At 64.6% G+C, this 13,410-nt stretch carries 9 protein-coding genes; 4 read left to right on the top strand and 5 right to left on the bottom strand.

Annotation, left to right across the window (positions count from 1 at the left end):
• Positions 1–17: 17 nt before the first annotated feature.
• From AC1RRC_RS13905 to tssF, 4 genes are all read right to left on the bottom strand, one after another.
• A complete protein-coding gene (locus AC1RRC_RS13905; protein WP_493056508.1) occupies positions 18–1,196 on the bottom strand; it encodes a DUF2345 domain-containing protein in 1,179 nt (392 codons plus the stop codon).
• 64 nt (positions 1,197–1,260) lie between these two features.
• On the bottom strand, positions 1,261–2,751 hold the full coding sequence (locus AC1RRC_RS13910) for a type VI secretion system Vgr family protein (RefSeq protein WP_493056077.1): 1,491 nt from the start codon (positions 2,749–2,751) through the stop codon (positions 1,261–1,263).
• A 2-nt stretch (positions 2,752–2,753) separates the two neighbouring features.
• Positions 2,754–3,785 (bottom strand): type VI secretion system baseplate subunit TssG, encoded by a 1,032-nt coding sequence (tssG, locus tag AC1RRC_RS13915; protein ID WP_493056078.1) that lies wholly within the window; start codon positions 3,783–3,785, stop codon positions 2,754–2,756.
• Positions 3,749–5,530 (bottom strand): type VI secretion system baseplate subunit TssF, encoded by a 1,782-nt coding sequence (gene tssF / locus AC1RRC_RS13920; RefSeq protein WP_493056079.1) that lies wholly within the window; start codon positions 5,528–5,530, stop codon positions 3,749–3,751. The genes tssG and tssF overlap by 37 nt, the downstream gene beginning before the upstream one ends.
• Positions 5,531–5,699: 169 nt before the next feature.
• Here tssF and tssK point away from each other — a divergent pair, with 169 nt between their 5' ends.
• Entirely contained in the window at positions 5,700–7,088 is a 1,389-nt protein-coding gene (tssK, locus tag AC1RRC_RS13925; protein ID WP_493056080.1) for a type VI secretion system baseplate subunit TssK, read from the top strand.
• A 71-nt stretch (positions 7,089–7,159) separates the two neighbouring features.
• On the top strand, positions 7,160–7,864 hold the full coding sequence (locus tag AC1RRC_RS13930; protein ID WP_493056081.1) for a PA4824 family protein: 705 nt from the start codon (positions 7,160–7,162) through the stop codon (positions 7,862–7,864).
• Here the strand turns inward: AC1RRC_RS13930 and AC1RRC_RS13935 are convergent.
• Entirely contained in the window at positions 7,861–8,697 is an 837-nt protein-coding gene (locus tag AC1RRC_RS13935) for a response regulator (protein WP_493056082.1), read from the bottom strand. The genes AC1RRC_RS13930 and AC1RRC_RS13935 overlap by 4 nt on opposite strands.
• Before the next feature lie 220 nt (positions 8,698–8,917).
• Here AC1RRC_RS13935 and AC1RRC_RS13940 point away from each other — a divergent pair, with 220 nt between their 5' ends.
• A complete protein-coding gene (locus tag AC1RRC_RS13940) occupies positions 8,918–10,918 on the top strand; it encodes a DNA topoisomerase IV subunit B (RefSeq protein WP_493056083.1) in 2,001 nt (666 codons plus the stop codon).
• Positions 10,919–10,932: 14 nt separating this feature from the next.
• Positions 10,933–13,398, top strand: a complete 2,466-nt coding sequence (gene parC, locus AC1RRC_RS13945; RefSeq protein WP_493056084.1) for a DNA topoisomerase IV subunit A — start codon at positions 10,933–10,935, stop codon at positions 13,396–13,398.
• Positions 13,399–13,410: the final 12 nt, after the last annotated feature.

Below are 13,410 nucleotides of genomic sequence, written 5' to 3' on the forward strand. Positions count from 1 at the left end.
GATTCCTTTCAATGGAATTACTCGTGCTTCCGCCCTTGTGTCGTATCATCCATCGCCCGTCGTCCGAGGTTGGACAATACATGCTCGTCATAATCCGCAGCCCCCGGCTCCGCCAGTTTCGGATGCACCTTCAATGCAAACTCCGCTCCATTGGGTAATTCGATCCGATAATCAGTCCCCCCGTCCTCGTGTTCGAACTCGATACAGCCATCGCTGTCGGTCAGCGATTCCTGCACCAGCGTGTCACCCTTGTAGAGCGCATACGGCACATCGGCCAGGCCTGCCGTATCGTCCGGGTGCGCAAGCAAGGTGACCTGCATCCGCTGTTTTACATCGGCCATTTCCTTTTTCTCGGGCTCAGGCTGCGGCCTGTTCTTCGGCCCCAAGGTCTCCAGGTTCCCGTGAAATAAGGTCGGCTTCGGCGTAAAGAACTGCACACGTTCACTGATCTCCACCATGCAGTCACCACCATGCAACCGGATGCCTTTGCGGCCACGGATGTCCACCCAGTCGGATTCACTCAGCAACGTCAACACCTTTTGCGCGACCACCTCCACGTCATTCGACTCGGCGCGTACGCTGACTTTCCCAGCCGCCGCCACCAGCTTCATCCCGGCCTTGTGCACAAACAGCCGAAACGTCTCGCGCACGCTGGCGAACAGGCTGTCGCCAGCGGCCAAGGACACATTCCGGCCGGCGCTCAATGCTGTGTGCTCTCCGCTGGCGATGTGCGTCGACTGCGGCGTAACCGTCTCGACCCCGGCAACCCCAGCCAGTACCAGATGCGGCTGCGCCAGTTCGGGATGTGCACTGCCGCCATGCCCTTTCACTTCGTCCTGCTGTTTCTTTAATTCCAACGCCACAGCGCCCTGCTGGTCCATCGCATCAAGTGCACCGTGACGCTGCGCCTCCTCTGCCATCTTCCGATGCACCTCGCCGGCAGTCGCCAAATGCCGCAACGTCTCGCCCATGCTCTTCACGTGCGACGCGGCAGCTGCACGCTCCTCGGTGCTGACCAGCAATCCCCGCCCCGCCCGCAGCACCCCATGCCCATCCGTCCGCAACTCAAACCCATCCCCCCGCTCATCGGCCCGCCCCGCAGTGCTCTCCACCCGAACGATATGCCCCAGCGCCAATTGGCTATGCAAATGGTCACTGCGCAACTGCGCCTGCAACTGGTCCCGCGTGTCGTCCATCACCAGCTGGTTTCCACGCGAACCACCCAACTCCCTGCTCCGCCACCCTGACAACGCCTTCTGCTTATCCAACTCCCACGGCGGCGACCGCTCCCCGTTGTAAACCACCCCCGTCACTATCGGATGATCCATTCCCATTTATGAACTGCACCACCACTTCCTGCCCCACCCTCGGCAACCCGATCTGCCCGAACTGAGAACCGGCCACCGGCATCGCCACGCGCACCCACGGCGAACTGCAGCCATTGATTCCGCCCACGCGATCCCAGTGGAACCGCAGCTTGACGCGCCCCAGGCCATCGGTGTGGATTTCTTCTCCGTCAGGCCCCGCTACAATCGCGGTCTGCACGCCGGGATCGGGACACGGCGTGCTGTGATACCCCCGCCCCGGCGCCCAGCGCCGCTCCTGGCGGATGCAGGTGAAGTGATTCGTGTAATGCGACTGCGCGTGGCGGCCATCCTGGTAGTTGTTGCTGGCATGGTGTTCCACCGACAGGATCAGGTAATTGCGCCCATCGCGCGACGGTTCGCCCAGTTCACGCGGCGCATCGCCGCTGAAGTGTTCTTCCAATTTGAAGGTGCGGCCCGGTTGCGCGCTGCGGTCGTTGCCGGACGCTTCGAAGACCTGGTATATCGCCTCGCGCTCGTCGCTGCGCCGCTGCGCCAGCGGCTCGCCTTCGCGGCTGCCGCTATAGGCTCTGGCGCCGGCATATTCGTGCACTTCATGCTCGAACAGGTTGCCCTGCGGATGGCGGGTGTGCGCCGAGATGTGCTGCGGCCTCGGGTTCTTGTAATCAAACGTGGACAAGGTCAGCTTGCTGGCGCCAATGCGGCGCACCGCCTGCCATTGGTGGATGCTGTCGTCCTCTTTCGAGCCGGCCTCACTGCGGAAAGGCATGCCATCTGGCGCCAGCGTGCCGTCGCGGGCATCGATCGCGTTGGCCAGCACCGAGTAGTCGCTGAGCCATAAGGTGTGGCCATTGGCGCGGTGCTCGTACCAGTAATACCAGCCCCGCGCTTCCCAGCGCCGGTGCAGGTGGTTGTAATCGGTTTCGTTGTACTGGTTGGCGCAGGTGATCGCCGGATCGTCGTAGAACAAGTGTATGTTCCAGTCATGCTGCACACAGTGGCGCAAGGTCAGTTCCGTGATCTCGCTGAGCGTGCGGCCATGGAAGCTGAAGCAATCCTGGCGCAGCCGGGTGAACGCCATCCACGGCTCCAGCACCATGCGGTACTTCACCAGGCCGCCGTCCGCGCCCAGCAGGCAAAACTCCGTCACATTCCCATTGAAATGGCGCTGCGATCCGTCATCGCGCACCAGTGAAATGGTGACCATCTTGCCCATCATGGCCGTCAGCGCGATATGCGCATCATCCGACAGCAGTTCCGCCTCGTAGCGAAAGCTGCGCGACAATTCTTCGCGCGCATGCAGGGAATTGACCAGCAGCACCGCATACTCCGGCCCGTCGCCACGGGGAAAATCCATCGTCAGCAAGCGGCCGTGCTGGCTGTCGCCATCGAGCACCGACTGTATCCACGTTCTTGCTCCGTCCATACTCAGCCCCCTTGCTCCAACTTCAACACATAACAAACTTCCGCCCGTGCCACCCGCCCGTGCCGGTCCGGCATGAAACTGTCCCAGCCCAGCCGGCGCCGCTGGGCCATCGGGCCCAGCACCAGCGGGCCGATGGTGTCCGGCGCTGGCAGCAAGCGCGCCTCGAACGCCAGGGAAGGAACGGCGCACAGCCGCAGCAATGCCACCAGCGCCATAGACGCATCGCCACCGGGCAGGAACCGTTCCAGCTGACTGCCAGAGAGCGGGCCAATGTCGAGCCGCACGCCACGCTCCGGTCGCAGCAGGCGGTCGCCCAGCATGGCGCCGCCGCCGAGAATGGGGCGGGTCTGCCCCAGCACCGTGCGGCGTTCGGGCGGCACGGTTTCCCAGCCACCGGCAAACTGCACACACGCCACCGGCACACCAAGGTAGCCACTGAGCACTTGCGCAATGGCGGACGCGCAGACCGGGCGGATGCGCAGCAATCCCGCGTAATACGCGGCCACGTGATCGTAGGGGTGTTCCGGGCACGGCTGGGTGCCGGACAGCGCCAGCAGCAATGGCAGCAAGCCATCGTCACTGCCGGTGGCCAGTCCATGCTCGAGGCGGCGCAGTTCACCGGCCTGGCAGTACAGCGCCACCATGCGCGCAGACAGCAAATCGATGAAGGCGCACACGCCGGCGCGCTGTTCGCCGGGCGACAAGTCGGCGATATGCTGGGTGTCATGCAGCGGCAACGCGCCCGCCCCGCCAAGCAAGCCCATGAATGCCGGCGTCAACGCGATTTCGAGAGGCGGCACCTGCTCGTCAAGCAGACCCGTGACGTCCAGCGCCACCAGCTCCGCCGCCGGGAATGCCAGCGACAGGCTGTTGCAAAACGTCAGCACATGCGCATACGCCTCGTCTTGCGTCACACCTTGCGCCGCCAGCCAGCGCAACAGCAGGCGCAATGCTTGCTCAAAGTTGAAGCGCCATGGTTCATCCAGCAAGCGCTGGATCACGCCAGACCGGCGTAGCCGCTGCGGGGTGGGCATCGTTTGAGTTCCCTTCCGGTGCGCGCCGACAGCGCCACCAGCTCGACAAAGCTGTTGACCTGCACGTACAGCGCAAAAAAGTGATCCAGCACATCGATGAACAGGCTGATCCCGCTGCCCGCATACGCTTCCTCATCCAGCGTCAGGCGCACTTCGATGCCGTGCGCCAGCGACGCCCCGCCCGGGTGGCGCAGCCAGGCGGTGGCCGGCGCCTGGTCCAGCGCGGTGATGCCGCTGATCTGACGGCGTGTGATCGCATCCCCGCGCAAGTCGTACAGCGCCAGCAATTCGCGCAGCGCCCCAGCCCCCTGCGGCGCCAGCGCACGCTGGTTCAACGCCAGGTGGGAAATCAGGCGCCAGTGCAGGCTGGCGCACGCCGGCGGCCGCAGCGCGGGCTGCGGCATGCACACGCAGCGCAGGGTAAAGCCGTTGCCCTGCAAACTGGCGTCGCGCAGTCGTGCCGGCAAGTCCCGGTTGCTACAGGTCAGTCGCAACGACAGCGTGCACGGTTCCAGCGCCAGCACGCGGCGGTTCGCATCCACCAGGGTCAGCCGCTTTTCATAACCGGGACTGCTGGAGGCCAGCATGTCGTCGGTGCGCAGTATCCAATAGCGTCCCGTGCTTTGCTCGCCATGGCACAGCGCATAGAACGGACGGAACTCCTCCTCCGTGCCACTGGTAGCCTCTGCACCGCCGCGCTCCTCCGCATCGGACTTCCCGATCGACACCACCCGGTCCACCGACAACACTTCATACGCCGCCGGTGTGCGCGGATGGGCGCGCACCGCGTAGTCGAGTTCCTCGTGCGTGACATGCACCGGTTCGGCCGGCTGCGTGAACCAGTTCACCACCGGTGTGCAGCCGGGCCGCAGGTTGGCTGCCGAGACATGGCGCAGCATGCGCGCCGCATGGGTATCCGGACCGGCACCGGCCAGCGCCACGTGCAACACATAGGTTCCGTCCGCAGCCGGCGCACAGGCGCGCAGCGCCGCCACGTCGATGTCGATGAAATTGAACTTGGCGGGAAAAGCGAAATATTCCGCAAGCAGGCACTGTGCCGGATGGGAACGTCCGTCCGGCGGCAGCAGCGCTTCGTCTTGCGCGAAGCCGGCGGGCGACAGCGGCACCTCCGCCAATGCCGCCCATGCGCCGCCATGCTCGACCCACGCGCAGCGCGCCTGCATGCACAGCGCATCGCGCAACGCCGCGCACAGCGGCGCTTCGCCATCGATATACAGCCGCGCCGTCTCCACCTCCGGCGCATGCAATTCGATGCGCAGCACCGCACCGGCGCCGGCCGGCAACGCCACGTTGAGCGGCGCCGCGGCCAACGCACCGAAGCCGGCCGCGCGGACCTGGACCACATTGCCATCGACCGGATACACGGTGCGGAACTTGCACGGCAGGTTGCCCACCGGGGCCGACTCCAGTTCCGCGCCACGGGGAACACCGCTCCCGTCAGGCGCCCCGGCAATCGCGCAGGAGGGAAATGGCCGCAGATAATGCGGCATCAATAATTCAAGCAGCGCCTGTGTCACATGCGCATGGCCATCGTCGATCCGCATGGCCACCCGCGCCGCCAGCAGCGCGACCGACTGGATCAGCCGCTCGGTTTGCGGGTCCGCAGTCTGTCCGCCGTCAAGCTGCAATTGCGCCGCCACTTTCGGGTAGCGCGCGGCAAACCGGCCGGCATGGCGCCGCAGCATGACCAGTTCGCGTTCGTAGTACGGCAGCAATCGTTCCATCGCCCCTCCGTCCGTGAAAAGGCCATTATTCCTGCCTATCCTTTCGGCAACTTGCGCAAAGGCAAATACGAACGCATGCGGTTGCAGTTTGGAAATTTCTTGCGCATACGCAATGTCACATCCTGTCCCGCACGGCAATCTGCCCATTCCTTCACGCTGGGAGCACACGATGAGCCTGCCGTTAAAAGTTTTGTGGTCGGAAGGGTTGCGACTGGGCCCGCTGCATTTACAGCAGCAAGACCACTACCACGAAGCCCGCATGCAGCGCATGGCGTCAATGCTGCAGCCGCACCTGTGGGGCATTCGCCACGTGCAATGGAACGATGAGAGCCTGCGCAACGGCACGCTGCAGGCGGAAGTGCTGTCGCTGGTGTTCGCGGACGGCGAGTGTTACGACGCGCCCGGCGCCGACGCGCTGCCGCCCCCGTTGAACCTGGACCAGCTGGCACAGGACGAGCAGGCCTTCACGATCTACGCGCTGTTGCCCGCGCTGCAGACGCACGGCGGCAATGTGCAAACGGCGCCATCGGACCGGCTGCAGGCCGCGCGCACGCGCCCCTCGGTGCGGTATACGCCGCATCCACAGGAAACCCTGGATTTATATGCGGGCGCCCCGCCCGAGCACATCGCCTACCTGCGCAAGACCGTGCGCCTGGCGCCGCAATCGGAAGCCAGCGAAGGGACCATCGGCTTCCCCGTCATCCGCCTCCGCCGCCAGGCCACCGGCGGCTTCGAAGCCGACCCCACCTTCATTCCCCCCGCCGTGACCGTGGCCGCCACCGGCCTGCGGCACATGCTCGAAGGCCTGGTCGACAAGCTGCAGGCGAAAGTCGATACGCTGCACGAACGGCACCGCCAGCCGTCCAAGGACGTGGTGTCCTTCCACAGCGGCGACATCACGTCTTACCTGATGCTCAACGCCATCAGCACCAGCGGCGCGGCGCTGGTGCATTGCGCGCGCCACGGCCTGCATCATCCGGAAACGCTGTTTGAACGCATGACGACATTGGCCGGCGGGCTGATGTCGTTTTCCACCCGCTATGCGCTGACGGATTTGCCGGCCTACCTCCATGCCGACGCCGGCCCCGGTTTCGCGCGGCTGGCCACCATGATCCGCGACCTGGCCGATACGGTGCTGTCGTCGCGTTATTTCACGATTCCCCTGCCGCCCGATCCCGACCGGCCGGGCCGCTACCGCACCCGGCTCGACCCGGCCCAGGTCGACCGCCACACGGCCCTGTGCCTGGCCGTCAGCGCCGACATGCCGGCGCTGGAACTGGTGGCGGCGGTGCCGCTGCGCTTCAAGTGCGGCGCCCCGGACGATGTCGAGTGCATGGTCGGCATGGCGCTGCCCGGCATCCCGCTGACACACATGGCGCAGGTGCCGCATGACGTGCCGATCCGGCCCAACACCTATTACTTCACGTTCGACTACCGCAATGAACTGTACGACAACATGCTCAAAGCACAGACGCTGGCGCTGTATGCACCGGACGGCATGAAGGCGCTGAAGGTGGATTTGTTCGCGCTCAAGGGCGAGGCGGGAGAGCTGGGTTGAGCGCAAAATTGCGATGAGAATTTCCGGCCTCGTTATACTGGCTCCATTGCCTTGGGCGCAGGGAGCGATGCATGAGCAGACGCCGGCCGTTGGGAACGCGCACGACCTTGAGTGGATGGTTCGCCCTGTGCTGCGGCGCCCTCCCCTCCGCCTGGGCCGCCCGCCCGCTGGTCACCGACGATGCCCCGGTGCTCGATCCCGGCCAGTGCCAGCTCGAGACGTGGATCCAGCGCGATCCCCGCCACACGCATTACTGGATCGTCCCCGCCTGCAACGTTTTCGATGACTGGGAAGTGGGCGCCGGCGCGGCCCGCCTGCACGGCCGTGGTGGCGGCGCCGGCGTCAACCTGGCGGTGCTGCAGGCGAAAACCGTGCTGGTGGCGCCCAGGGATGGCCGATGGCGGCTGGGCATGTCCATCGCCAATGAATTTGAACCGGCGCATGGTCTGGCCGGCAACTGGTCGCTCAATTTACCGCTGACCGTGGATGTGCGGGGCGACCGCCTGCAATGGCATACCAATCTTGGCTGGCGCCGCGAGCGCCATGGCCGTCCCGCGGCAACCTGGGCCACGGCGCTGGAAGCGGCCGTGGGACAGCGCGCGGCGCTGACTGTGGAAGCCTTCGGCATCCGGGGCGGCGGCGCCTGGCGCCAGCTGGGCGCACGCTATTTGCTGTTGCCGGGCCGTGCGGACCTCGACATCGCGTGGGGCGTCAAAGCTGGATCAGGCAGCCGCGAACGTTATTACGCGGCGGGCCTGACGGTTTATACAGATTAGGCGATGTGCATCAGCCGTTTCAGCACGGTCTTCAAGGTGGCATCGGCCACCGGCTTGTCCAGCAAGCCTTCCACCCCGGCCGCGCGGGCCCGTTCGGCATCATAAACAAACGGCGGCGCCACCAGCAGCACCACAGCCGGCGGCGGCCCGCCTGGCTGGGCGCGCAGCGCCGCGCACAGGGCATACGGATCGCAGCCCGGCAGCGCCGCATTCACCAGCGCCACCGACACCTTGCCGCCGGCGCACGCGGCCAGCGCGGACGCTTCATCAATCGCGGTCGGCACGGCGATGCCATAGGGCCGCATCAATCCCTGCACTTGCTGGAACAGGCGCACGCCGCCATCGGCCACCAGCACCGCGCCACGACGCGACTGGCCCCGCATCGCTTCATATTCCGCGGGGTCGGTCAGGTCAAAGTCGAGCCGCTGGCTGCGGCGCCGTTCCGGCGCCGGCGGCAACCCGGCACCCGCCAGCCGGGCCAGCGCATCGGCGCGGCGCGCCACCAGCAGCGCCAGGTGCACGTGGAAGGCGTTCTGGTCGAACGACAGCGGCAACACCGGATACGGCAGCGGCGCGGCCGGCTGCCCCAGCACCAGTGCCGGACGCGCATCGAGTTCGCCCGGCACGGCCGCCATCGCGGCCAGCGACGCCATGGCTTTCAAATCCGGACCGTAGGCCAGCACCAGGTCCGGCTCTTGCAAACTGTGGTCGGACAGGCAAAAATACGCCGGCCCATGCGGCGGCGCGGCCAGCAAGGCCGTTTCCACCGCCCGCGCGGTGGCCAAAGGAAAACCCGCCAGCCGTACCGCAAAGGGAAATTTGTCTTGTTTCATAGGTGGATCGGCAATATTTTTTCCCCATTTAACCACAGTTGACGTCCGCGTCACGCAGCTTGCGGATGGCAATTTTCAGCCACTGCCGCCCGTTGCGGATAGAATGCGCAAGCTCCCGCACCGGCGGCGCCGCGCGCCATCCCGCGCAAAAACGCCGTGACGGAGCAAAAATACTGTATATAATCACAGCGTTTTGCCTGAAAAGCACCTTCGAACCCGTATGGCCACTAAAAAACCAGTTTCCGACTACAGCGAATCTTCCATCCGCGTCCTTAAAGGCCTGGAGCCCGTCAAACAACGGCCCGGCATGTATACCCGCACGGAGAACCCGCTGCACATCATCCAGGAGGTGATCGACAATGCCTCGGACGAGGCATTGGGCGGCCATTGCAAAAATATTATCGTCACGCAAAATGCGGACGGCAGCATTACCGTGGAAGATGACGGCCGGGGCATCCCGGTCGGCCTGCACCCGGAAGAAAATGTCCCGACCGTGGAAATCGTGTTCACCCGCCTGCACGCGGGCGGCAAATTCGACAAGGGTTCGGGCGGCGCCTATGCGTTTTCCGGCGGCTTGCACGGCGTCGGCGTGTCCGTCACCAATGCACTGTCGAAGCGCCTGGAAATCAATGTGTGGCGCAAGGACGACAACGGCAACGGCTACCACACCCTTGCCTTTGAAAACGGCGACCTGGTCGAACCACTGAATTCCGTGCCCGCGCCGCGCGACGGCAAGAAGTCCGGCACCCGCGTCACCGCGTGGCCGGATCCAAAATACTTTGATTCATCGCTGATTTCGCAAGTCGAACTGCAACGCCTGCTGCGCTCAAAAGCCGTGCTGTTGCCGGGCGTGACGGTCACGCTGGCCAACGCGAAAACAGGCGATTCGCAGGTATGGAAATACGACGACGGCTTGCGCGGCTACCTGGTCGAAGCGCTGGCGCAAACCACCAACGGCGGTGAAACCCTGATCCCGATGTTCGAAGGCGCGCAATTTGCCGGTCCCGACGCGGAAGGCTTTGCCGAGGGCGAAGGCGCCGCGTGGGTGGTGGCGTGGACCGAAGAAGGCGCGGTGGTGCGCGAATCGTATGTGAACCTGATTCCGACGCCCAATGGCGGCACCCACGAATCGGGCTTGCGCGACGGCCTGTTCGGCGCCGTGAAAAACTTCGTGGAACTGCACTCGCTGCTGCCGAAAGGCGTCAAGCTGTTGCCGGAAGACGTGTTTGCGCGGACCTCGTTCGTGTTGTCGGCCAAGGTGCTGGACCCGCAATTCCAGGGCCAGATCAAGGAACGCCTGAACTCGCGCGACGCGGTGCGCCTGGTATCGACTTTTGCCAAGCCGCCGCTGGAACTGTGGCTGAACCAGCACATCGACTACGGCAAGAAACTGGCGGAACTGGTCATCAAGCAGGCGCAATCGCGTTTGCGCTCGCTGCAAAAAGTCGAAAAGAAAAAATCGTCCGGCGTGGCGGTGTTGCCGGGCAAGCTGACCGATTGCGAATCGACCGACGTGACGCGCACCGAACTGTTCCTGGTCGAGGGTGACTCGGCGGGCGGTTCGGCCAAGATGGGCCGCGACAAGGAATTCCAGGCCATCCTGCCGCTGCGCGGCAAGGTGCTGAACTCGTGGGAAACCGATAAGGACCGCCTGTTCGCCAACAATGAAATCCACGACATCGCGGTGGCGATCGGCGTCGATCCGCACCACTATGGCGACCACCCGGACTTGTCCGGCCTGCGCTACGGCAAAATCTGCATCCTCTCCGATGCGGACGTGGACGGCTCCCACATCCAGGTGCTGCTGCTGACCCTGTTCTTCCGCCACTTCCCGGCGCTGATCCAGAAGGGCCATATCTGCGTGGCCCGTCCGCCGCTGTACCGCGTCGATGCGCCGGCGCGCGGCAAGAAACCGATCCAGAAGCTGTATGCGCTGGATGACGGCGAACTGATCGCGATCGAGGACAAGTTGCGCAAGGATGGCCTGAAAGATGGCAGCTGGTCGATTTCCCGCTTCAAGGGCCTGGGCGAGATGAACGCGGAACAGTTGTGGGAGACCACCATGAATCCGGACACGCGCCGCCTGCTGCCGGTGGCGCTGGGCGACTTCGACCACAGCGCTTCGTCGGCCCGCTTCAACATGCTGATGGGCAAAGGCGAAGCCGCCGCCCGCCGCGCATGGATTGAAGAACACGGCAATGAAGTGGAAGCCGATATTTAACGAATACCGCAATCATGACTCAACAAGCAAACCTCTTTGAAGAAGCCGTGGCCGGAGCCACCGGGACCGCCGAGACGGCAGAAACCACGGACACCACGGAAACCGCGGTGACCGCAGACACCGGCGCCGCTGCAGCCAATGCCGGCGGCAACGGCAATGGCGGCGATGGCGGCGATGCCAATGACGGCGATGATTTCGGCGGCGACGGCGGGGATGGCGGCGAAACGCTGACCCTGTCCACCTTTGCCGAACGCGCTTACCTCGATTACGCGATCTCCGTGGTCAAAGGCCGCGCGCTGCCGGACGTGTGCGACGGCCAGAAGCCGGTGCAGCGCCGCATCCTGTACACGATGAATGAACTGGGCCTGGGTTCGACCGCCAAGCCCCGCAAGTCCGCCGCCGTGGTGGGTGACGTGCTGGGCAAGCTGCACCCGCACGGCGACCAGTCGGTGTACGACGCGCTGGTGCGCATGGCGCAAGACTTTTCGCTGCGCTATCCGCTGATCGATGGCCAGGGCAACTTCGGTTCCCGCGACGGCGACGGAGCCGCCGCGATGCGGTACACGGAAGCCCGCTTGACGCCGATCGCGCGCCTGCTGATGGATGAAATCGACCAGGGCACGGTGGACTTCGCGCCGAACTATGACGGTTCGTCCGAAGAGCCGACCCTGCTGCCGGGGCGCCTGCCAATGGTGCTGCTCAATGGCGCCTCCGGGATTGCCGTGGGCCTGGCAACGGAAATCCCGTCGCACAACCTGACGGAAGTGGCGCAAGCCGCCGTGGCGATGATCCGCAATCCCAAGATCACGCACACGGAATTGATGGAAATGGTGCCGGGTCCGGACTTCCCGGGCGGTGGCCAGATCATCACGCCGTCCGCGCAAATCCACGATATGTACGCCACCGGCCGTGGCTCGATGAAAGTGCGCGCGCGCTGGAAGATCGAAGAACTGGCGCGTGGCCAGTGGCAAGCGGTGGTGCACGAACTGCCGCCTGGCACCTCGTCGCAAAAGGTGCTGGAAGAAATCGAAGAATTGACCAATCCGAAGGTCAAGCTGGGCAAGAAAGCGCTGACGCCGGAACAGCTGGCGTCCAAGCAGCTGATCCTCGGCGCGCTCGACACCATCCGCGACGAATCGGGCCGCGCCGCGCCGGTGCGCCTGGTGTTTGAACCGAAGTCGAAGAACCAGGACAAAGACGAGTTCATGATGCTGCTGCTGGCGCATACGTCGCTGGAATCGTCGGCATCGATCAACCTGGTGATGATCGGCGCCGATGGCCGTCCGCGCCAGAAAGGCATTTCGGAAATCCTGTCCGAGTGGATCGGTTTCCGCTTCGAGACCGTGACCCGCCGCACGCAGCACAGGCTGAAAAAGGTCGAAGACCGCATCCACATCATGGAAGGCCGGGAAACCGTCCTGCTGAACATCGATGAAGTGATCGCCATCATCCGCAATTCGGACGAACCGAAAGCGGCGCTGATCGAACGCTTCAACCTGTCGCCGATCCAGGCCGAAGACATCCTGGAAATCCGCTTGCGCCAGTTGGCGCGCCTGGAAGCGATCAAGATCCAGCAGGAACTGGCGGAATTGCGCAAGGAGCGCCAGTCCCTGCTCGACTTGCTGGAAAACCCGTCGTCGATGAAGCGCCTGGTGATCCGAGAAATCGAAGCCGATGCAAAGACCTTTGGCGACGCGCGCCGCACGCTGATCGAAGAAGCGCAGAAAGCCAGCGCGGAACAGAAAGTCGTCGACGAACCGGTCACCGTCATCATTTCCGAAAAAGGCTGGGTGCGCGCCCGCACCGGCATCGGCCACGACAAGTCGCAGTTCACCTTCAAGGTGGGCGACTCGCTGCATGACGCCTTTGAGTGCCGCACGGTCGATACCTTGCTGGGCTTTGGCGACAACGGCAAGGTGTATTCGGTGCCGGTGGCGGCGCTGCCGAACGCGCGTGGCGACGGTGTGCCGATCACCACCCTGGTCGACCTGTCCGGCGGCGCCCGCATCAAGCATTACTTTGCCGGCCCGCCCGATACCCAACTGATGCTGTCCTCGACCGCGGGCTTTGGCTTCATCGCCAAGGCGGCCGATATGGTCAGCCGCCAGAAAGGCGGCAAGGCCTTCATGACCTTGGACGAGGGCGACCTGCCGCTGCCGCCATCGATCATCGGCAAGGACGCCAGCGCCGTGGCGGCGCTGTCCGGCAATGGCCGCCTGCTGGTGTTCGGCCTGGCGGAAATGAAAGTGCTGGCCAATGGCGGCCGTGGCGTGATCATGATCGAACTGGAGCCGAAAGAGCAGCTGGTCTCGGCCCAGGCCATCACGCAAAAAGGCGTGATCGTGCACGGCACCATGGCGGCCAAGCCGCGCGCGCTGGAAATGTCCGGCAACCTGCTGGCCCCGCACTTCGGCAAGCGCGCCCGCAAGGGTAAGGAACTGGTGCAGCGCATCAAGCCGATCACCCTGGCGCCGATGTAACCCCTCCCCCAT

Source organism: Pseudoduganella sp. GW821-FHT12E03, assembly GCF_058807115.1.

Coding starts and splice junctions, on each gene's coding strand:
- tssF (WP_493056079.1), bottom strand. CDS start 5,530: ATGGAACGATTGCTGCCGTACTACGAACGCGAACTGGTCATGCTGCGG.
- AC1RRC_RS13905 (WP_493056508.1), bottom strand. CDS start 1,196: ATGGACGACACGCGGGACCAGTTGCAGGCGCAGTTGCGCAGTGACCAT.
- AC1RRC_RS13940 (WP_493056083.1), top strand. CDS start 8,918: ATGGCCACTAAAAAACCAGTTTCCGACTACAGCGAATCTTCCATCCGC.
- tssK (WP_493056080.1), top strand. CDS start 5,700: ATGAGCCTGCCGTTAAAAGTTTTGTGGTCGGAAGGGTTGCGACTGGGC.
- AC1RRC_RS13910 (WP_493056077.1), bottom strand. CDS start 2,751: ATGGACGGAGCAAGAACGTGGATACAGTCGGTGCTCGATGGCGACAGC.
- parC (WP_493056084.1), top strand. CDS start 10,933: ATGACTCAACAAGCAAACCTCTTTGAAGAAGCCGTGGCCGGAGCCACC.
- AC1RRC_RS13930 (WP_493056081.1), top strand. CDS start 7,160: ATGAGCAGACGCCGGCCGTTGGGAACGCGCACGACCTTGAGTGGATGG.
- tssG (WP_493056078.1), bottom strand. CDS start 3,785: ATGCCCACCCCGCAGCGGCTACGCCGGTCTGGCGTGATCCAGCGCTTG.
- AC1RRC_RS13935 (WP_493056082.1), bottom strand. CDS start 8,697: ATGAAACAAGACAAATTTCCCTTTGCGGTACGGCTGGCGGGTTTTCCT.